Origin of the sequence: Nocardia alni (assembly GCF_019038435.1) — a bacterium.
GTDB lineage: Bacteria > Actinomycetota > Actinomycetes > Mycobacteriales > Mycobacteriaceae > Nocardia > Nocardia alni.
This window is the reverse complement of sequence record NZ_JAGPOX010000046.1, coordinates 36918-60181: the sequence shown is the minus strand read 5'-3', so window position 1 is coordinate 60181 and position 23264 is coordinate 36918. Positions and strand designations below refer to the sequence as shown.

At 67.6% G+C, this 23264-nt stretch carries 18 protein-coding genes, 1 pseudogene and 1 riboswitch; of the genes and pseudogenes, 6 read left to right on the top strand and 13 right to left on the bottom strand.

Annotation, left to right across the window (positions count from 1 at the left end; all coding sequences use genetic code 11):
* Positions 1-72: 72 nt before the first annotated feature.
* Entirely contained in the window at positions 73-276 is a 204-nt protein-coding gene (locus tag JZ791_RS19250) for a hypothetical protein (protein WP_308162987.1), read from the bottom strand.
* Positions 277-652: 376 nt separating this feature from the next.
* Between JZ791_RS19250 and JZ791_RS19245 the strand changes: the two genes are divergently transcribed.
* Both JZ791_RS19245 and JZ791_RS19240 read left to right on the top strand, forming a co-directional pair.
* Positions 653-1591: a helix-turn-helix domain-containing protein gene (locus JZ791_RS19245; RefSeq protein ID WP_438804536.1), complete on the top strand. Its 939-nt coding sequence runs from the start codon at positions 653-655 to the stop codon at positions 1589-1591.
* 45 nt (positions 1592-1636) lie between these two features.
* Positions 1637-1843, top strand: coding sequence for a DUF397 domain-containing protein (locus JZ791_RS19240; RefSeq protein ID WP_216896533.1), 207 nt, complete (start codon positions 1637-1639; stop codon positions 1841-1843).
* A 384-nt stretch (positions 1844-2227) separates the two neighbouring features.
* Here JZ791_RS19240 and JZ791_RS19235 read toward each other — a convergent pair whose 3' ends face one another.
* The 7 genes from JZ791_RS19235 to JZ791_RS19205 form a co-directional block, all read right to left on the bottom strand.
* Entirely contained in the window at positions 2228-2974 is a 747-nt protein-coding gene (locus tag JZ791_RS19235; RefSeq protein ID WP_216896532.1) for a succinate dehydrogenase/fumarate reductase iron-sulfur subunit, read from the bottom strand.
* A 3-nt stretch (positions 2975-2977) separates the two neighbouring features.
* Complete coding sequence (locus JZ791_RS19230) at positions 2978-4915, bottom strand: fumarate reductase/succinate dehydrogenase flavoprotein subunit (RefSeq protein WP_216896531.1); 1938 nt, start codon at positions 4913-4915, stop codon at positions 2978-2980.
* Between the two features lie 46 nt (positions 4916-4961).
* On the bottom strand, positions 4962-5783 hold the full coding sequence (sdhC, locus tag JZ791_RS19225; RefSeq protein ID WP_216896539.1) for a succinate dehydrogenase subunit SdhC: 822 nt from the start codon (positions 5781-5783) through the stop codon (positions 4962-4964).
* Between the two features lie 619 nt (positions 5784-6402).
* Entirely contained in the window at positions 6403-6690 is a 288-nt protein-coding gene (locus tag JZ791_RS19220; RefSeq protein WP_216896530.1) for an Rv0250c family protein, read from the bottom strand.
* Between the two features lie 191 nt (positions 6691-6881).
* Positions 6882-7850, bottom strand: coding sequence for an alpha/beta fold hydrolase (locus JZ791_RS19215; RefSeq protein ID WP_216896529.1), 969 nt, complete (start codon positions 7848-7850; stop codon positions 6882-6884).
* A 437-nt stretch (positions 7851-8287) separates the two neighbouring features.
* Positions 8288-10237 (bottom strand): acyl-CoA dehydrogenase family protein, encoded by a 1950-nt coding sequence (locus JZ791_RS19210; RefSeq protein ID WP_216896528.1) that lies wholly within the window; start codon positions 10235-10237, stop codon positions 8288-8290.
* Between the two features lie 75 nt (positions 10238-10312).
* On the bottom strand, positions 10313-11497 hold the full coding sequence (locus JZ791_RS19205; RefSeq protein WP_216896527.1) for an ATP-binding protein: 1185 nt from the start codon (positions 11495-11497) through the stop codon (positions 10313-10315).
* A 206-nt stretch (positions 11498-11703) separates the two neighbouring features.
* Between JZ791_RS19205 and JZ791_RS19200 the strand changes: the two genes are divergently transcribed.
* The 3 genes from JZ791_RS19200 to JZ791_RS19190 all read left to right on the top strand — a co-directional run bounded on the left by JZ791_RS19200 (position 11704) and on the right by JZ791_RS19190 (position 13511).
* Positions 11704-11967: a hypothetical protein gene (locus JZ791_RS19200; RefSeq protein WP_216896526.1), complete on the top strand. Its 264-nt coding sequence runs from the start codon at positions 11704-11706 to the stop codon at positions 11965-11967.
* Positions 11968-12238: 271 nt separating this feature from the next.
* Positions 12239-12405: riboswitch (cyclic di-AMP (ydaO/yuaA leader) on the top strand.
* A 129-nt stretch (positions 12406-12534) separates the two neighbouring features.
* Positions 12535-13104 (top strand): C40 family peptidase, encoded by a 570-nt coding sequence (locus JZ791_RS19195; RefSeq protein WP_254205947.1) that lies wholly within the window; start codon positions 12535-12537, stop codon positions 13102-13104.
* On the top strand, positions 13101-13511 hold the full coding sequence (locus tag JZ791_RS19190; RefSeq protein ID WP_216896538.1) for an RNA-binding S4 domain-containing protein: 411 nt from the start codon (positions 13101-13103) through the stop codon (positions 13509-13511). Before JZ791_RS19195 ends, JZ791_RS19190 begins: the two co-directional genes overlap by 4 nt.
* A gap of 158 nt (positions 13512-13669) precedes the next feature.
* On the opposite strand, the pseudogene JZ791_RS19185 reads toward JZ791_RS19190, so the two are convergent.
* The 4 genes and pseudogenes from JZ791_RS19185 to JZ791_RS19170 form a co-directional block, all read right to left on the bottom strand.
* Positions 13670-14056 (bottom strand): annotated as a pseudogene (locus JZ791_RS19185) (hypothetical protein); the annotation flags it as partial.
* A 48-nt stretch (positions 14057-14104) separates the two neighbouring features.
* Entirely contained in the window at positions 14105-15793 is a 1689-nt protein-coding gene (locus JZ791_RS19180) for a fatty acyl-AMP ligase (RefSeq protein ID WP_216896524.1), read from the bottom strand.
* 32 nt (positions 15794-15825) lie between these two features.
* Positions 15826-21096, bottom strand: a complete 5271-nt coding sequence (locus tag JZ791_RS19175; protein ID WP_216896523.1) for a type I polyketide synthase — start codon at positions 21094-21096, stop codon at positions 15826-15828.
* Positions 21093-21377, bottom strand: a complete 285-nt coding sequence (locus JZ791_RS19170) for an acyl carrier protein (protein WP_216896522.1) — start codon at positions 21375-21377, stop codon at positions 21093-21095. The genes JZ791_RS19175 and JZ791_RS19170 overlap by 4 nt, the downstream gene beginning before the upstream one ends.
* Positions 21378-21646: 269 nt before the next feature.
* Between JZ791_RS19170 and JZ791_RS19165 the strand changes: the two genes are divergently transcribed.
* The gene (locus tag JZ791_RS19165) at positions 21647-22606 is read left to right on the top strand and encodes an MBL fold metallo-hydrolase (RefSeq protein ID WP_308162986.1); all 960 of its coding nucleotides are present in this window, start codon (positions 21647-21649) and stop codon (positions 22604-22606) included.
* A gap of 10 nt (positions 22607-22616) precedes the next feature.
* On the opposite strand, the gene JZ791_RS19160 is transcribed toward JZ791_RS19165, so the two are convergent.
* A complete protein-coding gene (locus JZ791_RS19160) occupies positions 22617-23228 on the bottom strand; it encodes a cysteine hydrolase family protein (RefSeq protein WP_216896520.1) in 612 nt (203 codons plus the stop codon).
* Between the last annotated feature and the right edge of the window lie 36 nt (positions 23229-23264).

Sequence of the window (23264 nt, the reverse complement as noted above, 5' to 3'; positions counted from 1 at the left end):
GCTGGGTGGTGCGGCTGGGAGGAGGGAACAGCCGCACCACCCTTCTGCGGCCGCTCACCGGGACCAGGGCAGTCACGGTAGGGCCCGTTCATCCAGCACGCAGCGGCCCTGCTCGACCAGTACGGCCCGGGCGCGCCGGCGCACCCGGCACATATCCACCGAACACTCGAGGTGCAGTTGCATTGCGGCATGGGCCTGTTCGACGGTCATCACGCCCGGGTCGGCGCCACAGCGCAACAGCCCGGCCACGGGCATGTGGAGGTTGCTCAGTTGCACGAGACGACCCCCCGAGGCATATGCCGCCGTGCGGAGGGCTGAGCGGGCGGTGCGGCTCGGTGGAACCTGACGTATACAGCCATGACTCCTCGTTCCTGCATGCGAATCCTGATGGTGCCCGGAATTTCGAGATGTCGACCAGAAGAGAATGCTAACTCCGAGCACACATTCAGCATCCATCATCGGGTGCCGTGCCGCGCCCGGATTGGGTATCCAAAACGAATTCAGGCGAATGTCCAGCAGCGGATCCATCCGGGGGAGGAAGATTCTCCATAGTGGATGAGACCCTCGCCGAACGACCCCCCGTGGCCGGGGGTGGCCCACTCCACCGGGAAGTGCTCGAGCAAAACGGCATCCGACAAGGACGGAGCGTGCTGTGTCCGAAATTTCCGATAAGAGTTCCGATTTCATTGATTCGAGTTCCGACGACGGTTCCGAGAACACCTCCTCGACCCTGCCCAGGCGACAGCTCGGCCGGCACCTGCGCGACTACCGCACCCAGTCCGGGCAGACCATCGCCCAGGCCGCACGGCTGATGGAGTGGGGTGCGAGCACCCTGCAGCGGTTGGAGAAGGGCCAGGCGGATCGCATACGCACCTTGGACATTCAGGAACTCTGCCGCATCTACGGCATACCCGACGATATCGCCGAGGGGCTCAAGGGGCTGGCCCAGCAGGCCGCGGTGAAGAGCTGGTGGCACGCCTACGGTGACATGATTCCCGAAAACTTCGATATCTACGTGGGTTTGGAGGCTTCGGCCCGCTCACTTCTGTCGTATCAGTCCGAGCTGGTGCCCGGCCTGCTGCAAACCGCGGACTACGCGCGGGCCTTGAATCGCCTCGGCTACCCCGAGGACACCGTCGAGGAGGTGGAACGGCGCGTTCAGCTGCGACTTCAGCGGCAGGCCTTGATAACTCGCAGGAAAGATCCGGCAAATTTGGTCGTTGTGCTCGATGAGTCCGTGTTGCGCCGCGTCGTCGGAAGTGCAAGGGTGATGGCGGCGCAGCTGCGGCACTTGGCCGACCTCAGTACTCGGCACAATGTCACGCTGCGCGTCTTTCCCTTCGCAGCCGGTGTCCCCCTGGGTCTTTCGCCCGGCCCATTCGTCCTTCTCGAGTTCGGAGCCGACGGCAAGGGGCAGCCGGTGGAGCCTCCCGTGGTGTACGTGGAGGGGTTCACCGGAGATCTGTATCTCGAGAGAAAAGCCGACGTGCGGCGATATCGGCGGGCGCACGAGGTTCTGCTGGGCAGTGCGTTGGACGTCGACACCAGTAGGAGCCTGCTGCGGCAGGTTGCCAAGGAGTATTTGGCCTGAGCGGTCCCTTGCTCGCGAACCGCGCTGTGCCGGAAAGGATATTGTATGAGTACGGAGCTGGACGGTGCTGTCTGGTTCAAGAGCAGCCGTAGCGGCGCCGGGAAGGAATGCGTGGAGGTCGCATACCTGTCCAGTGGTCGCGTCGGGGTCCGGGACAGTAAGAACCCACAAGGGGCCGCTTTGATCTTCGGGCCGGGCGATTGGTCGGCCTTCACCGCATCGGTGCGCGACGGGCGATTCGACGACCGCTGAGACCGGCCGGTGACGGGCGGGTCGCCCGAGCGGCGGCCCGACCCGCGCACGGGGCCAATGTCACAGATTGAACGACGTTGTGCAACGGAATCATGTTTACCTATGCCTCTTATGGGTAAACCCAATCTGTGGACCGAGGGTTGAAGAACACACCCCGGTACCGGAGGCCGTTGCCTGGCGATTGGGTCGAACGTCTGATCGTGGGAATGCTGTTCGCGGTATCGGCAGGCGGTGTCTACGCACTGACAGGCGCGATGTTCTCAGCGCTTCTCATAGGCTTGCTCGTCGCGGCGGTGGCCGTCGGCGTCGTGACCCAGTTGTAGCAGTACCCGGTCATAGCATCGCCCGCCCCGGATGATCATCCGGGGCGGGCGATGTGGTCTGTCAGCGGCGGAACAGCTTGTTGCCCAACCACACGATCGGATCGTACTTGCGATCCGCGACCCGCTCCTTCATCGGAATGAGGGCGTTGTCGGTGATCTTGATATGTTCCGGGCAAACTTCGGTGCAGCACTTGGTGATGTTGCACATGCCCAGGCCGAAGTCCTCCTGCGCCATCTCGCGGCGGTCGACGACGTCCAGCGGATGCATTTCCAGCTCCGCCACGCGCATCAGGTACCGGGGGCCCGAGAAGGCGGTCTTGTTGTCCTCGTGGTCACGCACCACGTGACAGGTGTTCTGGCACAGGAAGCATTCGATGCACTTGCGGAACTCCTGCGAGCGCTCGACGTCGACCTGCTGCATCCGGTAGTCGCCCGGCTTCAGGTCCGCCGGCGGGGTGAACGACGGTATCTCCCTGGCCTTCTGATAATTGAAGGACACGTCGGTGACCAGGTCGCGAATGATCGGGAAGGTGCGCATCGGGGTGACCGTCACGACCTCCTCCTCGGTGAAGGTGGACATGCGCGTCATGCACAGCAGCCGGGGCCGCCCGTTCACCTCGGCCGAACAGGATCCGCACTTGCCCGCCTTACAGTTCCAGCGCACCGCCAGATCGGGAGCCTGGGTGGCCTGCAAACGATGGATGATGTCGAGGACGACCTCACCCTCGTTCACCGGAACGGTGAAGTCCTGCAGTGCACCGCCTTCGGTGTCGCCGCGCCATACTCGGAACTTGGCGTCGTAACCCATGTGCTACGCCTCCGCTTTCGCATCGGGATCTGCTGCCGCCGGATGATCGGCGATTTCGGCAGGGGTGTAATACTTCTCGAGCTCGTGGATGTCGAACAGGGCCAGCAGTTCGTCGCGCATCGCCTTCTGCGGCTGGCGGACCACGGTGACGCCGGGGACGGTCTGTGTGTCGTCGTCCGGATCCACCCGGCAGACCAGCAGCGTATTGCGCCAGTCCGCGTCCATCTGCGGGTGATCGTCGCGGGTGTGCCCGCCGCGGCTCTCGGTGCGCAGCAGCGCCGCCTGGGCCACACATTCACTGACCAGCAACATGTTTCGCAGATCCAGCGCCAGATGCCAGCCGGGGTTGAACGGCCGCTTCCCCTCGACGGTCACGTGGTCGTAGCGTTCGCGAAGCTCGCCCAGGTGCTCGATGGCCTGTTCGAGTTCGTGCTCCTTGCGGATGATGCCGACCAGGTCGTTCATGGACTGTTGCAGGTCGGCGTGCAGGGTGTACGGGTTCTCCGCGCTGCCCTCGACCGGATCGAACGGTGCGAGAGCGGTTTTCGAGGCCTCGGCGATATCCTCGTCGGATACTGCCGGACGCTCTTTCAGCTGCTCGACATAGGCCGCCGCGCCCAGGCCCGCGCGCCGGCCGAAGACCAGCAGATCGGACAGCGAGTTGCCGCCGAGGCGGTTGGATCCGTGCATGCCGCCGGAGCATTCACCGGCCGCGAACAGGCCCGGCACCACCGCGGCGCCGGTATCGGGATCGACCTCGATGCCGCCCATCACGTAGTGACAGGTCGGGCCGACCTCCATCGGCTCGGCCGTGATGTCCACGTCCGCGAGTTCCTTGAACTGATGGTGCATCGAGGGCAGCCGCCGCAGGATCTCCTCCTTGGGCAGCCGGGAGGCGATGTCGAGATAGACACCGCCGTGCTCGGTGCCGCGGCCCGCCTTGACCTCCTCGTTGATCGCACGGGCCACCTCGTCACGCGGGAGCAGGTCGGGGGTGCGGCGCGCGGAATCGTTGTCGCGCAGCCACTGATCGGCCTCCTCCTCGGTCTCGGCGTACTGCCCCTTGAAGACCGGCGGGATGTAGTCGAACATGAACCGCTTGCCCTCGGAGTTCTTGAGCACCCCGCCGTCGCCGCGCACACCCTCGGTGACCAGGATGCCCTTGACGCTCGGGGGCCAGACCATCCCGGTCGGATGGAACTGCAGGAACTCCATGTTGATCAGCGTCGCCCCGGCCCGCAGCGCCAGTGCGTGGCCGTCGCCGGTGTACTCCCAGGAGTTCGAGGTCACCTTGTAGGACTTGCCGATTCCGCCGGTGGCAAGCACCACCGCGGGGGTCTCGAACAGCACGAGGTTGCCCGTTTCGCGCCAGTATCCGAACGCGCCGGCGATCCGGTCGCCGTCCTTGATCAGATCGGAGATCGCGCATTCGGCGAAGACCTTGATGCGGGCCTCGTAGTCGCCGGTCTCCGCGAAGTCCTCCTGCTGCAGCGAGACGATCTTCTGCTGCATGGTGCGGATGATTTCGAGGCCGGTGCGGTCGCCGACGTGGGCCAGGCGCGGATAGGTGTGGCCGCCGAAGTTGCGCTGGCTGATCCGCCCGTCCGCGGTCCGATCGAACAGCGCCCCATAGGTTTCCAGTTCCCACACCCGGTCGGGGGCCTCGAGCGCGTGCAGTTCGGCCATGCGCCAGTTGTTGAGGAACTTCCCGCCGCGCATGGTGTCGCGGAAATGGGTTTGCCAGTTGTCCTTCTCGTTGGCGTTGCCCATCGACGCCGCGCAGCCGCCCTCGGCCATCACGGTGTGCGCCTTGCCGAACAGCGACTTGCACACCACCGCCACCGAGAGGCCCTGTTCGCGCGCCTCGATCACCGCGCGCAGTCCGGCGCCACCGGCACCGATCACCACGACGTCGTATTTATGCCGTTCTACTTCAGGCATGGAACCGAATACTCCTCGATGGGGATGGTGAGAGATGAGAGGAACGTCAGTTGACGAAGCGCAGGTCCGAAATGGTGTTGCTGGCCACGAGCATGACGTAGAAGTCGGTCAGCGCCAGCGTGCCCAGCGTCGTCCAGGCCAGCGTCATGTGACGAGTGTTCAGCTTGGACACCTGGGTCCAGAACCAGTAGCGGACCGGATGCGCGGAGAAGTGCTTGAGGCGCCCGCCCGCGATGTGGCGGCAGGAGTGGCACGACAGCGTGTAGGCCCACAGCAGGATCACGTTGGCCACGATGATGATGTTGCCCAGGCCGAAGCCGAAGCCGCCGGTCTTGCCGTGGAAGGCCATGATCGCGTCGTAGGTGTTGACCAGCGAGACGATGACCGCGATGTAGAAGAAGTAGCGGTGCGCGTTCTGGATGATCAACGGCAGCTTGGTCTCACCGGTGTACTTCGCGTGCGGTTCGGCCACCGCGCAGGCGGGCGGGGAGAACCACACCGACCGGTAGTAGGCCTTGCGGTAGTAGTAACAGGTCAACCGGAACAGCAGCAGGAACGGCAGCGCGATGAAGCCGAGCGGAATCCAGCTCGGCAGTGCGCCGATCCAGTGTCCGAAATGGCTGGCACCGGGTGCGCACGAGGTGCTGATACACGGTGAATAGAAGGGTGTCAGGTAGTGGTAGTCCGGAACCCAGTAGGCGGTTCGGAGAAAGGCTCTGACGGTCGCGTAGATGATGAACGCGGCCAGTCCGAGCACCGTGAACAGTGGTGAGAGCCACCATCTATCGGTGCGCAATGTCCGGTCGGCGATACGCGCGCGACTCGCCGCGAAAACTCCCGTGCCCGATTCGGTGGCTGGACGTGTCACAAGCTCACTCACGACAGCATGCCTCGCTGATCTACCCCGCGGAACGTCATCGTTACCTCCGGCATCGAATGTGATGCTGAGCACCATACGGCACCGGGACTATGGCCTGTCACGGGTCTCGGGGATATCGATTCCCTGGTGCTCATATGATTTGCGCCACATTTTCTGATCTTCATTCGACGGGGCGGGCGCGGGCGAACCTTAAGCAACTCCAACGAACGGGGTTGGCTTACAAGCTGATTCGGCACGTGTGCGGAAGCGGGATGTTTCACACCGGAATTTCGTCCGTCACGCCGCCGCATACCAGCAACAACCCGGCGGTACATGATCGACGAGCCGGTGGCGGAGCGGGTGATAGCAAGATCGAATTCCAGTGGCCGCGCCACAAGCGCGGCGGGCGGCGGCGAGAGGGCCGAGGGGATAGCTGGCGATGGATCCATGCCCCGGCGAGCGGTCGAATCTCCCGGTGGCGAATTCCTGGTACCGGTGGACCGGACCCCTGCGTGGATCGGCGTTCGGACATGCGAAACGGCGAGTCGTCGCTTGCCTTGCGGCAAATGACGACCCGCCGTAGTGGCAGGGCTACCGATCCGCCCTACGCCGGACGGACGCGGGCGCCTTACTTGGTGCGGGGCCGGGAGTGGAAGCCGAGGCCCTCGTCCTGCGCGCCCATCCAGGCCGCCTCGTCGGACTTGCTGTCCGGGACGTAGATGACCTCTTGCTCGCGCTGGGTGACCTTCGGCGGCGGCGTCTGCTCGAAGTCCTCGGTGTCGAGCAGAAGTCGTTCGAGGTCGTTCTCCAGGCGTCGCACGGAGTTGGCGTCGCCATACTGGCCGCGCAGTGAGCCTATGCATTGCCGGAGCTGCCCGACCGCGAAGTGGAGCTCCGCAATCTCGCTGCGTGTCATCGAAACCTCCTCGGGCCCGTGTGGTGGGCGGTCGCTGCGCCGTGGCACCGGAGCATTCGATCTTGTGATGGACCGCACATCGTGATCTCCACCACAGTACGCGATCTTTCCGGATCTGGCTCGTGCGAAACGGAAAAACAGTCACTTACCTGCGCGGTGTCGGTCGTGTCCCGACCCGCCCCGCGGTGCTGTCATCCGGCTGCGGCATAGACGGCGCCGGATCCGTTCGGGGCGGCCCCGATCCGCTCGACCAGTGCGGTGATCGCGGCGGCGACCTCCTCGACGCGTTCGAGGATCACGCTGTGCCCGGCCCCGTCCAGGCGCACGAGCTGGGCCTGCGACAGCTGCGAGGCCAGCACGACCGAATGCGCGAACGGGATCATGATGTCGGCCGAACCGGCCAGCACCAGCGCGGGCAGATCGGTCAGCAGCCGCAGGGTCGCGGTCTCGTCGAACCGGATCAGCGAATCCAGGAATCCGGCCATGGTCGGCAGCGGGGTGTCGTTGCGCATGGCGGTGGCCACCGCGACCATGCGCGGGCTCACCGCCCGGGTGCCGAAACTCGCCTCGCGCACGATCGGTTCGGCCAGTCGGCGCCCGAGTCGTTTGGACGCCCGCATGATTCGCGGCGCGCGCCGCACGGCGACCTGCAACGAGATCACGGTGCGCCGATTGAGCAGCCGGGCGGGGCCGAAACTGGTGATCCCCGCGGACGCGGCGGCGAGCAGCCCGATGCCGACCACGCGCGTGCCGATCGCCTCCGGGAACTGCCGGGCGTAGGCCAGCACCACCATCGCGCCCATCGAATGGCCCACCAGCACGACGGGGCCGGTCGGCGCCATGGTGCGCAGCACCGCATGGAGATCGCGGCCGAGCTGGTCGATGGTGTAGGTGGCGGGATCGGCCGTACCGGACTCGCCATGGCCGCGATGGTCGTAACACACCATGCGAATGGTCGAATCCCATTGCGGCAGCAGCCTTTCGCACAGGAACAACCAGGAATCCCCACGCAGACAGTGCCCGTGGACGAAGACGACGGTAACGGTAGCCGCAGGTCCGGCCGTACCGAATTCCCGCACGGAGATCAGGGTGCCGTCATCGGCACTGACGGTGACACGGTGGCCGCCGTGATCGGCGACATGCAGCGCGGTAACAGACATCGTTGTCTCCTGGGCGAAAAAACCCTCTTGCCCGGTTGGCTTATCCGCCTCTCCGCGCCTCAGGCCAGATTCGTCTGCAGCGCCAGTGCCGTTGGCGGCCGGCGGTGAGGTGGTGGAGGAGTTAGCCCGTACCCGGCAGGTTACCCATGATCTTGCGAAATCAGTCGTCACCCAGCCGCTTTCGCGGCATCGAATGTGCAGCAATACGTGCACGATTCGGCTCTATATATGACAATCTAGCAAATTTACTAGATTACATAATATTTACCCTACAACGTGGCTGGGGATATATTTCTAAGTCAATCTAGGAAATTTACTATAAGTCCCTATAGACCTATACGAGACCGCACGCCGCCGGGTCCGTCCGTGCCGGAGGTGAACCGGTACCGGCGGTTTCACCCCGGCGGCGCGTGGTTTCCGGTGAGTAGCCCCGGAATTCAGGTGGTTGCTGTGGTGCGGGTCGATGGGAGGTAGGGGGCGTGCAGGTTGGGCTCGGTGGAGGGGCCGGGGGCCCATTCGGCGATCCAGGGGCCGGTGCCCTCGCTCGGGTCGAGGATGCCCTGCTCCAGCCAGGTGAAGCGGCCGTCCAGTACGCCGCGGGTCAAGGCGGTGTCGGCGTCGTCGGTGTTGTCCCACAGGCCGTCGAACAGCTGGCGTATCCGGATGCGGGACTGGCGGCAGAACACGTCGGCGAGTTCGGTCGCGGTGTCGGCGTCGGGGTTGCCCGCCACGCGCAGGTCCTGGGCCCGCACGCAGGCGGCCGACATCGCGAACAGCTCCGCGCCGATATCCACGATGCGCCCCAGAAAGCCTTGGCGATACTCGAGTTTCGCCTGCCAGCGGCCCATCGCGTACATCAGTGATCTGGCCTGTTTGCGGGCCGAGCGTTCCACGAAGCGCAGATGCTTTGCCAGCGGCCCGAATTCGGCGAAGGCCGTGGGGGCGGTGCCGGGGCCGACGGCCAGCTGCGGGAACCAGCGCGCGTAGAAGCCGCTCGCGCCCACCGCCGCCTTGGCCTTGTCCTTGAGCTGGGCGTTGCGGTCGACCAGCGCGCCGGCGGCGGCCATATGCGCATCGGCCATCTCGCGGGCGATCAGCAGCCGCATGATCTCGCTGGACCCCTCGAAGATCCGGTTGATGCGCAGATCCCGCACCAACTGCTCGGCCCCGACCGCCCGCTCGCCGCGCGCACCCAGCGAGGCGGCGGTCTCGTAACCGCGCCCGCCCCGGATCTGCACCAGCTCGTCGGCGATCCGGCAGCTCATCTCCGAGGCCCACAGCTTGGCCAGCGCGGCCTCGATGCGAATGTCGTTGCGCCCCTCGTCGCACATCGCGCCCGACAGATCCAGCGCCGCCTCCAGCGCGAAGGTCGTCGCGGCGATATAGGACAGCTTCGCGCCGACCGCGGAGTGCTCGCCGACCGGACGACCCCACTGGACCCGGTTGACCGACCATTCGCGGCCGATCTTCAACGACCATTTGGCCGCCGCGGTGCACAGCGCGGGGATGGCCAGGCGTCCGGCATTGAGGGTGGTGAGCGCGATCTTCAGCCCCTCACCCTCGCGGCCGATCAGATTGGGCGCGGGCACGCGCACGCCGTGCATGCGGGTGACCCCGTTCTCGATGCCGTGCAGCCCCATGAACGAATTGCGGCGCTCGACGGTGATTCCGGGCGAATCGGCCTCGACCACGAAGGCCGAGATACCGCCGCGATGCCCCTCGCTCTTGGGCACCCGCGCCATGACCACGAGCAGTTCGGCCACCACCCCGTTGGTGGTCCACAGCTTCACGCCGTCGAGTTCGTAGGCCTGGCCGTCGGAGGTCGGGGTCGCGGTGCTGGCCATGCGGGCGGGATCCGAGCCGACGTCGGGCTCGGTGAGCAGGAACGCGCTGACCGCGCCGCGGGCGCAGCGGGGCAGGAACTCCCGCTTCTGCTCCGGGGTTCCGGCCAGCTTCAGCGGTTCGGGCACGCCGATCGACTGATGCGCCGAGAGCAGCACGCCCAGGCTGGGATGTGCGGAGCCGACGAGCATCAGCGCCCGGTTGTAGCCGACCTGCGAAAGCCCCTGGCCGCCGTACTCTTGCGGGATCTTCAGACCGAAGCAGCCGAGCTCGGCCAGCCCCTGCACGTATTCGGGCGGAATCTTCGCCTCGGCCTCGATGCGCGCGCCGTCGATGGTCTCGCAGTAGGCGCGCAGCCGGGTCAGGTACGCCTCGATCTCGGCCTCGTCGGCCGGCTGGGGGAAGGGATGGATCAGATCCAGGCGGAACCGGCCCAGAAACATCTCCTTCGCGAACGATGGTTTGACCCAGGTGGTTTCGCGGGATTCCTCGACGAGCGCACGAGCCTGTTCTTCGGTGGCATCGACTTTCGCGGTGGTCGCCATGGTGTCCTCCTTGGACGTGACCGCAATCACAATCCAGTGTAGGAGCCCTGGTTACTCACCGGTAGGGGAATTTGGTCACGGAACGCTGCGCAGGTATCTCCCGAAGTGCGGCACGGTGAAGCCGATGGTGCCGCGCTCGGCGGAGTAGATCAGTCCTTTCTTGATCAGCCCGTCGCGGGCCGGTGACAACGAGGCGGGCTTGCGGCCCAGCTCGCTGGCGATGGCCGAGGTGGCCACCGGTCCGTCGTCGCCGGACAGTTCGGCCATGGCGCGCATGTACTCCCGCTCCGCGGGGGTGGCGCGCTCATAGCGCGAGCCGAAGAAGCCGACCGCCAGTTCCTCCTCCGCGGCGGGCGCGGCCAGCTCCACATCCTCGGCGGTGATCGGGCTCTGCGCGGCCACGTCCCAGGTCGCCTTGCCGTAGGCCTGCACGAAGTACGGATAGCCGTCGGCCTTGAGATACAGCGAATCCAGCGCCTCGGAGGTGAATTTCACCTCTTCACGTTCGGCCGGCGCGATCAGCGCCAGATCCGCCGCCTCACGGTCGAGCCGATCGATCCGGTGATAGCCGAACAGGCGTTCGGAGTAGCTCTTCGAGGCCGTCAGCACGGCCGGAAGATGCGGCAGCCCGGCGCCGACGACGATCAGAGGCGCTGCCTCCTGGCTCAATTCGTGGCAGGCTCCGCAGATCGCGGAGATATCCGGCGCGCTGAGATCCTGCATCTCGTCGATGAAGATCGCGATGCCCACGCCGATGTCACGGGCGACCTGCGCCGCCTCCATCAGCAGCTCCACCAGATCGATCTCGATGTCCCCGGAATCGGCGCGGCCGGTCACCGCCGGGACGTCGATGCCGGGCTGCCAGCGCTCGCGCACCCCCTTGTCCGCGGTGGCGCGCATCGCGAAGGCCTTGAGAATGCCCAGGAAGTCGTCGACCAGTTCCAGGTTGCGGTTGGCCACCGCGATCTGGCGCACCGCCATGTGCAGCGCCGAGGCCAGGGGGCGGCGTAGCTCTTGATCGGGCCGGGCCTCCAATTTGCCGGTGCCCCAGCCGCGTGTGCGCGCGGCCGAACGAAGCTGGTTGAGCAGTACGGTTTTTCCGACCCCACGCAGGCCGGTGAGCATCACGCTGCGCTCTGGGCGGCCGCGGGAGACCCGCTCGAGCACGATATCGAAGGCATCGAGTTGCCGGGCGCGACCGGCCAATTCCGGCGGGCGCTGGCCGGCGCCCGGGGCATACGGGTTCCGCACGGGGTCCATGCCCGTACACCGTAGCGCGTGTGAAGGGGAATCTTCGGATATCTAGGGCAATTCCTAGAGGCGGCTAGCGTGCTGCGCCGGGTGGACGAAAGGGACTGGCGCGAAGCAATATTCCGGCAAACCGCCGGTTCGAGCGTCCGGGGGAATCGCCCTCCTCGTTTCGCGCGCGCGGGTCGACGGGCTTCGGGGCTCTCTACGCTAGGGGTATGACCGAGGAGTCCGTCCCCACCGTCACCGAGGTGGTCGAGTCGTGGCAACTGCCCGCCGCCGCCCCCGTCGCCGCGCGCATTCGCACGAACATCCTGGCGGCGATCAAACAGGGGTTCGACGATCCGCAGCTGGTCGCGGACCTTGCCGTCGGGCCCCTGGTCATGGCGCTGGCGCAGCTCGAAGTGGGTCTGGCGCAGGCACAACGGCGCATCGAGGTGCTCGAACGAGTGGTCGCCGAGGGTGCGGGAGACCCGCGATGAGACGCATGGCCGCACCGTGTGTAACGGCGTCGGCAGGCCGCGGCGATACCTCGGCAACCGGATGGATAACGGTCGAGTCCGCATCGATAACGGTTGTGTCCGCACCGAGACCGAATCGTTACCGCCGAACCGGACAGCCGAAATCTGGTTCTGTCCTGGGGATTTCCCGCCCCGGGCCAACACGCCGTGCGTTCGGGTAGACAACTTCGCCGGAGCGTCGTAATCTCTTCGTGACTTGCCGGAGCGAGTCGCTTCTTAGGGGAAGTGATCCGGTAGGTTGCCGCCTAATCGGCATCCGGGTCGCGGCCCGGTAGCCGAACCGAGGACCCAGAGGTACTGGGGTGAATCCTCATCGACCAGTTGGTCGTTGAGGTAGGGCCGAGTCTTCCCGGCCCGAACCCGTCAGCTAACTTGGTCGGCGGCTGGCTGGCTGGAAGAAACAGGAGATGCAGGTCGGTGGGTAGACACAGTTTGCAACGGGAATCTCGGCTCCCGAATTCCGTGAAGGGCGCCATGGTTATGGGCGCCGTGGCTTCGGCGACAGCTGCCATGCCGGCGGTGTCCGCGATGGCTCAGACCATCAGCGTCCCCGGTGTCGGCAACTTCGATGTGCCGATTGATTCCTCATTCACTCAGCAGGTCAAGGCCGCCAATCAGGCGATGGCCGACCACGCTGACTTCTTCAAGGCGCACGCCGATCAGATCAAGGGCGCGCAGAAGCAGTGGGCGCCGCAGTTGCAGCAGCCCAATATGCCCGATCTCGCGGGCATGTTCGACACCCAGACTCACAACACGGCCTCCGATGTAGCCCTCAGCGCCGCCAAGAGCAAGATCGGCTCGGAGTATGTGTGGGGCGCCTCGGGCCCGCAGAACTTCGACTGCTCCGGCCTCGTGCAGTGGGCCTACAAGCAGGCCGGGGTCGAGTTGCCGCGCACCAGCTTCGAGCAGATGCATGTCGGCAGGCCGGTCGCCTACCAGGACCTGAAGCCCGGCGATCTGGTCATCATGAGCGGCGGCGGTCACGTGGCGATGTACGCCGGTGACGGCAAGATCCTGCAGGCGCCGCAGTCGGGTGAGACCGTCAGCTATGCGCATCTGAGCCCCGACCAGGTCGACACCGCCCGTCGGGTCGCCTGACACTGCCACCGACACAACCGAGTTCAGCCCGGGTCGACTCCTGGACCTGGGCAACTCGGCTGTTCAAAACCAGATCTGCCGCCGCGACCGCTTGTCGCGGCGGGCATGTCAAGGTCAACGGTGTGGCGGTCAAACCCGCCCATCAGGTCAAAGCCGGTGATGAGGTTCGCGTCCGCATCAGTGGGCTCGAACGGATCGTCATCGTCGAGCAGATCATCACCAAGCGTGTCGGCGCCGCGATCGCCGCACAGTGCTTGATCGATAAGAGTCCTCCGCCACCGGCCCCCGAGATCGTGGCGGCCATGCCCCGCCGCGACCGCGGCGCCGGACGTCCCACCAAACGCGAACGACGCGAGACGGATCGGCTGCTCGGACGGGACGATTCCCCGCCGCCGCACGACGAGTAGACACCACGTGGCCCAGCCGAGCGCCCCGTGATCCACGAGTGCCCGGCCGCGCGACAACCTCGAAGTCTCGTCTACTTCTTGGACTTACTCCTGCTGGACTTCGCCGCCTTTTTCACGACTTTCTTGTCCGCAGTCCGTGCGATCTTCGGTTTGCCGTCTCGCGTGGGCGCGAGTTTCGTCGGTATCGGGATGTTTTCGTCGGCGTGGTAGCACGCGCACACTCGGTGATAGCCGTCGGCGATCTGCATGGGTATGCCGATGCTCAGATCGCCCTGCACCAGCAGAATCGGCGAGAGTGATGTGCCGCTGAGGATCTTCGCCAGATCCTTGCGAACATGCGGATTGTCCGGGGGCAGCAGTGGAAGCTGAGCGGCCCGCAGGATGTCCTTGGCCTTCTTGTGCACGATCGGTGCGGCGTGCAGCAGCTCTACCAGGGCCGCAACGGTCTCCGAATCGGCCAGTAGCGCCAGATAGTCGGCCGCGGCCGGATAGTCATGGGCCTCGGGCTCGGCCCGCCACAGCACGAGTTGCTCGGTGCTGGTCATCCTTCGCCTCCTCCGTCGGTGAATAGAAGGTGAATGCTAGTCGACAAGTCAGGCCGTGGGCGCTGCCGCGATCCGGATCAATTCGTCGGTGCGATACCGAGCTCGGCAATCGCCGCGGCGGATCTTGCCGCTCGAGGTCTTGGGTATCTGGCCGCGTTCCACCAGCACCACCTCGGCGGGGACGATGTCGTGCGCGCTGGTTATCGCCGAGCGAATGCGGCGGCCGACCTCGTCCGGGTCGGCCAGCGGATCGTCGAGTTCGGCCACCAACACGAGGGTTTCGCGCGCGCCGTCATCGACGCCGAAGGCGGCCAGGTGACCGGTGCGCAGCTCCGGCGCGGCGTCCCCGGCCGTGGCCTCGATATCGGCCGGATAGTGGTTGCGGCCCGCGACGACGATCATGTCCTTGAGCCGGCCCGCGATGTACAGCTGACCGTCGTGGAAAAAGCCGAGATCGCCGGTGCGCAGCCAGGTTCCGCTGCGACCGGGTAGGCGGGCGCCGAAGGTGTCGGCGGTGTCGCGGGGTTTGCGGAAGTATCCCGCACAGACATTCGGCCCGCGGACCCAGATCTCGCCGACCTCGCCGCGCCCGACCTCGACGCCGCGGGTGGGATGGACAAGGCACACCTGCTGACCGGCCGCGCTTCCGCATCCGACCAGCGCGATGCCGCCCGGAGCCTGCGCGAGCACCGTCCGTCCGGCGGCCAGATGGGTCCGATCGAACTCCACGGCCGTCGGCGGCAGGTCCGCGACTCCGAAGGTCACCGGCAGAGTTGCCTCCGCCAGACCGTATCCGGCGGTATGCGCCGCATGCCGGAAGCCGTGCGGGGCGAAGGTTTTGGTGAATATCGCCAGCGCCTCGGCGCGGACCGGCTCCGACCCGTTGAGCAGCAGGTCGATTTCGGACAGGTCCAGTTCCGCGCGCTCGTCGGCCGAGGTGCCCGACACCGCGAGGGTGAGACCGAAATTCGGGCTCGCCGTCGCCCCCGCACCGTAGTCGCCGCACGCACGCAGCCACCGGATCGGGCGTTTGGCGAATTCGCCGGGTGGCAGGGTGATCGCGCGGACGCCGGTATACAGCGGCAGCGACAGCGTGAACACCAGACCCATATCGTGGAAGAACGGCAGCCAGTTGACCATCGGCTTGTGTCGCACCGCGGGCATTCCGGCGCGCAGTTGATTCAATGCCGCGGCGAGATTCGCATGGGTGACCTCGACGCCGGCCGGGGATTTCGTGGATCCGGAGGTGTATTGCAGATAGGCAGGATGCCCGGTGACCGGCGTCGGCGCCACCGCCCGCGATGTGGTCCGGATCGAGACCGGCATGATCCGGCCCAGCGCGAATCCGGTTTCCGCGGTGCGCGTTTCGTGTTGCGGACTGACGAGGCTGAGCACGGGATCGGCATCGCCGAGCACGGCAGCGAGGCGATCGGTATTGCGCCGGGTGTCGACCGGGAACAGCGGGACCGCGATCCGCGCGGCGTACAGGCAGGCCAGGAACCCCACCACGTAATCGAGCCCGTGTTCGCACAGGATCGCGATCCGGTCACCGGGATTCGTCGTCGCGCCGAGACGCTCGGCGAGACTTCCCGCCGCACTGTGCAATTCGCCGAAGGTCAAGGAGCTGGGGGTACATGTCCGGCCGGAATAGGACAGGGCGGTGAACGCCACCTCGTGTGGGCGCGCTGCCGCGTGGCGCGCTACCGCCGCGGCCAGCGCGTCGACTGGATCGTGCATGTTCATCCCCTTGCCGATGGCCGGTTCGATATTCAGCGGGCCGGAACCCGGTCGGACAGTGCGGCGTCCAGGGCCGCGATGGTGCGGTGTTCGAACAGCTCGGCGGTGGCGATCCGAATGCCGAGCCGGGCCTCGAGGGTGCGCCGCACCTCGATCGCCAGCAGCGACGACAGGCCCAGGGCGGTGAAATCGGCGTCGGCCGCCAGGTTTTCAGTGGGCAGGTCGAGCGCGCCGGCCAAGGCCGCGCGGATCACCGCGGCCACGGGCTCATGGGATCCGTTGGTCGGCAGCGGGTGTGTGGACGCCGGATTCGGACTGCTGAAATGTGGTGCGGGAGAGGGTGGGTCGGCGGCCGGTGGCGGGGCGGCGTCCACCGGCAGCATGGCGCGCAGACGCAGCGCCACCGCGGAGGTATCCGCGGTGGGCGTGTAGTCCAGCGCCAGCACGTAGGGATCCCGGACTCCGCGCAGCGCGGCCAGCACCGCGGTACCGCGCGCCGGATCGAAGGGGACGATCCCAGCGCGGCGCAGATGCGCCGCGCCGCCCGCGCCGGAGACCAGACCGGATGCCCAACTGCCCCAGCCGATGCTGATCACCCGGCGATCCCGCTGGGCGAGCGCCACGGCGTCGAGCGCGGCATTGGCCGCGGCGTACGCGGCTTGCCCGGGTGCGCCCAGAACCCCGGTGGCCGAGGAGAAAAGCAGTGCGATATCGATCGGGTCCTCGGCGGTGAGCTCGAGCAGCGTGGTGGCCGCGGTGAGCTTGGGCTCGAACATCGATGCCAGCAGATCTGGTGTCACCGACCCGAATTCGGCATCGGTCAATGCACCCGCCGAATGGACGAATCCACGGATGGGCAGCCCGCATTCGCGGATATCGTGCAGGGCGGTGGCCAGATCGCGCCGATCGGTGACATCGCACCGCACCACGACGATCCGATCCTCGAAGGCCTCGAGCAATGGGGGTACCGGGCGCGGGCGGCGGGTCAGCGCGACCACCTCCCCGGCGCCGGCGTCCAGTAGCCAGCGCACCGCGACCGCGCCGAGTGCGCCCAGACCGCCGGTCACGACATATGTTCCGGCCGCCGAGATCTGGACGGGCGAACCCGAGTCCAGCACCGGCACGAAGCGGCGGGCCTGCAGGCCGTCCGGTCCGATGCGGATCTCCTGCGGGCCGTGCGTACGCAGCACCAGGTCGGTGAGCGGTCCGGGTTCGGTGCGGTCGTCGCGGACCCAGACCAGACGTACGGGACGTCCCGACTCCAGTTGCAGCGATCGGACCAGCCCGGCGATCCCCTGCTGTGCCGGTGAGATCCGCTCGCGCAGTACGACTGTCAGCGAGGCCATGGCGGCGCAGTCCTGAATCCGCTGCAGCAGTTCCAGCGCGCGCCCGACCTCGGCGAGCACGGCGCCGGACGGTTCGGCCGCGGGCCAGAGGGCCACCACCGCGGTCGGCTCGGTGCGCCCGGTCAGCACGGCGGGGACGATCGGGCTCGCCTCGCCGGGATCGCGCGCGATCCGCTCGGCCGCCAGCCGCGCGCCCACGGCCTGCGTCAACGTCACCGCCAGCCGGGACTCGCCGATGACGAGCACCCTGCCGACGAGCGAATCCCGCTGTGCCGAATTCGTCTTCGGCAGCTCGACCGGATACCACTGCGGACGTCGCAGCACCGGATGCTCGACGGGCGATTCGAGCCGCGGGCTGCCGTTGCGTCCCGGTTGGGCCGGAGGGTCGGGAGGCCGCGATATGCCCGCGGCGTACAGGGCGGGCGCCCACGGACCGTGGCCATCCACCGCCTCGGGCGCGAGCCATTCGTAACCCGTTGCGGCCGAATACGAGTTCGCGATGCGGCCCGCCGCCGGATTGTCCGCGCCGGTCCGCACCGCCGGCGCCGAATCCTCGGGCCGCGACTCGAGACGCCGTGCGGCGGTGGAATGGTCAGCGGGCAGTTCGGCATAGCGGATACGGACCCCGAGCAGGGCGACCGCCGGCGTGCCGTGTTGGTCGGTGGCCAGCACATCGCAGTGCAGCCCGCTGGAATCGCCGGTGCGTACGAAGGCGTGCGCCTGTGCCAGCAGGATCGCCGGCGTGTCGGTGACCCAGGCGGAATCGATGGACACCGGCAGCGGGAGGGCGCGGGCGGGCAGCAGCTCCTGGGCCGCCGCGGCGATCAGCTGGAGGCAGCCGTCCAGGGCCGCGGAGTCGAGCGCGATGTGGTCGAAAAGTCCTATGGCACTGCGTGGACCGTGAAACAGGCCACGCAGCGGCCGGAATCGCGGGCCGTATTCGAGTCCTCGTGCGCGCAGCGCGGCGTAGAACCGGGCGGGGTCCAGGGGGCGCAGGCCGGTGTGCGCGCGGTGGGCATCGACGGTGCGCATCCAGCCGACGATCTCGGCCGGCGCGGGGGCCACGGCGATTCGGGCCGAGGCCAGGGTGAGCGGACCGGCCGCCTCGACCAGTTCACCGCCGACGCGATAGCTCACCTGTGCCAGGGCGGACAGGTCGGTGCGATCGTGCACGGTGAAATCCACCAGACGGGTGGCGCCGTCGCGGGTAGTGCGCTGTAGCTGCCGCAGCCAGTACATCGCCGGGACGGTCGGGACGCCCTGGACGACGTGATCCGCCAGATCGTCACGGCCGGGATCGGATCCCGCGTCGATCACGAGCGGGAAATCCTGGCGCCGCCACCGCCGCTCGAGCATCGGTCCGCCGAACGGCCCCTGTGCGGACCAGTCCACGGACCGGCCCTCGCGGTACAGCCGGGCGATGGCGTCGAGCAGGGCCGCGGACTCGTCGTCCCGATCGGCCATGGGATAGGTCGAATCGCGCAGGTCCGGATATTCGCGGATCGCGTGCGTCAGCACCGGATGCGGCGACACCTCGATCGCCGTGGACAGGCCGTCGGCCGTGGCAGCCTCCAGCGCCGCGGCCAATTCCACGGTGGCCGCCGCATTGTCGGCCCAGTAGTGCGCGTCCATGGCGGCCGAGGTGAGGACCGCGCCCCGGCGTGCGGTCGAATACACCGGAACGCGCGGCGCGTGCGGATCGATGCCGTCCAGCAGCGGGATCAGTTCCCCGGCGATCTCGCGCACCTGCGGACCGTGCGCGGCGAAGTCGACGGCGATCCGCCGCGCGAACAGATTCTGCCGCCGCGCTCGCCGGACCAGCGTGTCGATATGCGGTTCGGTCCCGGAGACGACCACCGACCGCGGGCCGTTGACCGCCGCGATCCCGACCCGCCGGCGCAGCGGCTCCACCAGCCGCTCGGCCTCCTCGGGCTCGGCCTCCAGCAGGGCCATCGCCCCGAGCCCGTCCAGGCGCGCCAGCAGGGTGCCGCGCGCCACCGCGAGCCAGGCGCCGTCGGTGAGCGACAGCGCACCGCTCACCACGGCCCCGGCGATCTCGCCGAGACTGTGCCCGATCACCGCATCCGGTCGAATCCCCCAGTGCGCCAGCAGGTGTGCCGCCGCCACCTGATAGACGAACAGGGCCGGCTGCACGGTCGCGGTGCCGTCCAGGCTGTGCGCGAATCCGTCTCGCGGCGTCCAGACCCGCGGTCCGCCGCAGTCGGCCACCGCCTCGGCGGCCTCGGCCAGGGCCCGCGCGAACACCGGGTACCGGGCCGCCAGGCCCCGCCCCATCTCGGCATGCTGCCCACCCTGTCCCGAGAACACCAGCACGATCCCGCCGCGCCGGGGCGTGGTGGGGCCGTATACCCGGCCCCTGCGCTCGGCGGCTGCGCAAACACCTTGCCGAGCAGGGGATTCGACCGTATCGGATCGGCCGCGCTCCGCGTCGATCCGCGTGCTCGCATCCGAGTCGGGCTGGTTCGGTCGCTCTGCCGCGAGGGCCCCCAGCTGCGTGACAGCGTCGGCGCGATCCCTGGCGAGGACCGCCGCCCGCACGCTCTCCGGAATCAATCGCGCTGTGGCCGAGGCGATGTCACCGAGAGCGCCCTCGTCGGCGAGAGCCGCGGCCCAGCGCGCGGCCCGCTCCCGGACCTCGCTCAGGTCGCGGCCGGTGATCGGGATCAGTGCCGCAGGGGCGATATCGCGGGCCGGTGGCGGCGCATCGACGCCGCGCAGCACCGCGTGCGCGTTGGTCCCGCCGAATCCGAACGAGCTGACCCCGGCCCATCGGTCGCGGGGCGCCTGCGCCTGCCAGTCGACCGGCTCGGTGGGCACGCGCAGGCCTCGATCGGTCAGCTTCAACAGCGGATTCTCGCGGCGGAAGTTGATGGTGGGCACGATTCTCGCGTGCGCGATGCTCAGCGCGGCCTTGGCCAGCCCGGTGACCCCGGCCGCGGCCTCGAGGTGACCGAGGTTCGATTTCACCGACCCGATCCAGATGGGGTTGTCCCGCCCACCGGACAGGACCTCGGCCAGCGCGCCCACCTCCACGGCGTCACCCAATGCCGTGCCGGTGCCGTGACATTCGAAATATCCGGCGGTGCGCGGATCGGTGTGCGCACGCGCCCAAGCGGTTCGGACGACCTGCTGCTGGGCCAGGCCGTTGGGAGCGTAGAGCCCGTTCGAGCGACCATCGGATCCGACCGCCGCACCGGCGATTTCGGCGTAGATCCGATTGCCCTCGCGGCGTGCGTCCGCGGTGCGCTGCAGGATCAGCACGGTACATCCGTCGCTGCGGGTGTAACCGTCCGCGTCGGCGTCGAAGGGTTTGCAGCGCCCGTCCGCGGCCAGGAATCCGCCCTGGTCCAGATAGTCGGAGGTATGCGGCAGCAGGGTCAGGTTCACCCCGCCGACGATCGCCAGCGGCACCGTGTCGTCGGCCAGCAGCCGCATCGCCAGATCCACCGCGGCCAGCGAGGACGAGCAGGCGCTGTCCAGCACCAGGCTGGGGCCGTGCAGATCCAGCGCATAGGACAGCCGGCCCGCGATGATGCTGAGCGCGGAGCCGGTGACCGCGTACGGTGCGTCGTACCCGCTGTGCCCGAGCACCATCGTGCCGTGGTCGTATCCGCACGCCCCGAACAGCACCGCCGCGCGCGAGCCGCGAATTCGATAGCCGATTCCCGCGTCGTCCAGGGCCTCGACCGCCACCTCCAGGCTCAGGCGCTGCTGCGGATCCATCACCGCGGCTTCCCGATCGGAGATCGCGAACCAGCCGTTGTCGAATCTGTCCAGGCGGTCCAGATAGCCGGCCCTGCGGGTTCCCGAACGGCCGGGCGGCGGTGCGCCGGTACCGTCCCGGCCCTCGGACAGCAGCTCCCAGAATTCGCGGACACCATGCGCACCTGGTACCCGGCAACCGATTCCGATGATCGAGACGGGCGTCCCGGTCATGGTGTCGCTACGTGGTCGACCAGTTGCGCGATATCGGGATGATCGAATAGGGCGGTCAGCGGGATCTCGACGTCCAGCGCGTCCTCGAGCACGGCGCTCAGGCGCGCGAGTTGCACCGAGGACAATCCGAGGTCGTTGAACGGCGTGCTGGTCGAGACGGTATCCGCGGGTACGCCTATCAGTTCCGCGATGGCCTCGGTGGCCGCCGCGGTCAGACGGGTGCGCCGATCGCGCGTGGTACTCCCGGTCGCCGAGTTGTCGAGCGAAGAACTGTTCCCCACGGGTTCTCCTCACCGCATCCGACGCAGCCGCCGGTCGTCAGGTACCTCCGCGATTATGCATCCAAAGCACCGGTAGGCCCAGATGTACTTGTCAGTCGCCTGGATCCGAAGCGCTTGTCCGCCCGGGTGTCGTTGCCGGTGGTCGGACTTTCAGGGCGTCTGGAAAGCGTTTTCAGGCGCGGCTGTTACTTTGGCGCTGTGAGTCAGCGCGCGAAGCCCAGTCGCAGGGCAGAATGGTCCGGTCGAACCGAATGCCTCAGGGCGGCACCGTGAACGACGGTGTGACCGATTTGTCCGATGGCAAGCCCGGTGTGCTGAGCACTCTCGGGCACTGCTGCGCGGCCTTGGCCGCGACTCCCCGGCGGCTGCTGCGTCCGCGCCGGCCGGACGAGGCGTTCCTGTCGCGTGTGCGGGCCGCGCCGCTGCCGCCCGCGAAGGGCGTTGTTCGCCTGACCGCGCTGCCGCAGGCCCGCATGTCGGCGCCGACCGCGATCGTTGCCGAGGGGGCGCGCAGTCTGGGGCATCTGCCGATGGCCATGGGGGCCTTCCTGATCGAGCATGCCCAGGCTCGGTTCCTGGTCGATCCCGCGCTGTGTGCGGGCGTGCACGATCGGGTGCTGCCGGGGCTGCCGTTTCCGGTCGGCCTGCTGGTCTCACCGGACAAGCCGGTACTCGGCCTGGCCGACGCACTGGCCGCACGCGATCTGTCCGGCGACGACATCGATTTCACCCTCGCCACCCACCTGCACTGGGATCACGTCTCCGGCCTGCTGGAGCTGCCCGATTCGGTCGAATTGCGCGTTCCGGCAATCGAATACGAATGGGCGACAAGCGGTGAGATCGCGCCCTACGGTGTGGTGCGCGCGCCCTTGCGCGGCCGGGCGATCGGCAATCTCGAGCTGGACGGCCCGCCCGTGCTCACCTTCACCCGCAGCCACGACCTGTTCGGCGACGGCTCGGTCCTGCTGGTCGACCTCCCCGGCCACACACCCGGCAGCATCGGCGTCATGCTCGCCGTGGACGACGGCACCCGGGTTTTGCTGGTCGGCGACGCCATCTGGAACACCCTGCAGATCAAGCTGATCCGCGAGAAGGCGCCCATGCCCGGCCAGCTCTTCGACGCCGACCGCGATCGGGCCTTCGAGACCATCCAGCGCCTGCATGCCCTTCCCGAGGGCATCGAGGTGATCCCCAGCCACGATTTCGACGCCGTCCTGGCGAGGGCGTGAGGGGCACGCGTCAGCCGACCTGAGCCGACGACAGCGCCTGCTGTGCGGAAAAACCACCGGCGGTGGTCAATTCGAGGTTGGACAGGGCGGCCGCGTGCTCCTGCGGCGTGGCCGCGGTGAGGCAGTCGGTGATCGGGTGGACCGTGAAACCGAGGTCGGTGCCGTGGCGGGCGGTCTGCTCGACGGTGAGATTCGTTGCGACGCCGGTGATCAACAGGGTGTCCACGCCGTGACCGGCCAGCCAGTCCGGTAACGCCGAGCCGGCCAGGCCGGAGAGCTTCTGGTTGTCGAAGACCAGACCCGCTGCGGCCTGCTCACTCATCTCCGGGATGAGCTGTGCGCCAGGGCTGTCGGGGCGGAAGTCGATCTGCGCGGCTGCCACCGAGCGCATGAATCCGGTGTTGCGAACCAGCCCGCCCTCGCCCGCGGGGACGGTGAATCTGGTGAAGATCAACGGAATTCCCGCGGCCAGAGCCGCGGCGTGAAAGTCGCGGGCCCGGTCGACGACCCCGCTCTCGGACACCGGGCCGGCCAGCAGGGGACCGAAAAAGCCCTCTGGCCGTATGACATTCACTTGCCAGTGCAGAGCCAGGACCGCGGTGCGGGTGGTATCGATGGGCATGATCCCATCCTGCCCGTCGCACGCCGCCCGCGCAGG

Coding starts and splice junctions, on each gene's coding strand:
- JZ791_RS19200 (WP_216896526.1), top strand. CDS start 11,704: ATGACCGAGGAGTCCGTCCCCACCGTCACCGAGGTGGTCGAGTCGTGG.
- JZ791_RS19195 (WP_254205947.1), top strand. CDS start 12,535: ATGGCTCAGACCATCAGCGTCCCCGGTGTCGGCAACTTCGATGTGCCG.
- JZ791_RS19240 (WP_216896533.1), top strand. CDS start 1,637: ATGAGTACGGAGCTGGACGGTGCTGTCTGGTTCAAGAGCAGCCGTAGC.
- JZ791_RS19235 (WP_216896532.1), bottom strand. CDS start 2,974: ATGGGTTACGACGCCAAGTTCCGAGTATGGCGCGGCGACACCGAAGGC.
- JZ791_RS19180 (WP_216896524.1), bottom strand. CDS start 15,793: ATGCACGATCCAGTCGACGCGCTGGCCGCGGCGGTAGCGCGCCACGCG.
- JZ791_RS19210 (WP_216896528.1), bottom strand. CDS start 10,237: ATGGCGACCACCGCGAAAGTCGATGCCACCGAAGAACAGGCTCGTGCG.
- JZ791_RS19215 (WP_216896529.1), bottom strand. CDS start 7,850: ATGTCTGTTACCGCGCTGCATGTCGCCGATCACGGCGGCCACCGTGTC.
- JZ791_RS19160 (WP_216896520.1), bottom strand. CDS start 23,228: ATGCCCATCGATACCACCCGCACCGCGGTCCTGGCTCTGCACTGGCAA.
- JZ791_RS19205 (WP_216896527.1), bottom strand. CDS start 11,497: ATGGACCCCGTGCGGAACCCGTATGCCCCGGGCGCCGGCCAGCGCCCG.
- JZ791_RS19230 (WP_216896531.1), bottom strand. CDS start 4,915: ATGCCTGAAGTAGAACGGCATAAATACGACGTCGTGGTGATCGGTGCC.
- JZ791_RS19175 (WP_216896523.1), bottom strand. CDS start 21,096: ATGACCGGGACGCCCGTCTCGATCATCGGAATCGGTTGCCGGGTACCA.
- JZ791_RS19220 (WP_216896530.1), bottom strand. CDS start 6,690: ATGACACGCAGCGAGATTGCGGAGCTCCACTTCGCGGTCGGGCAGCTC.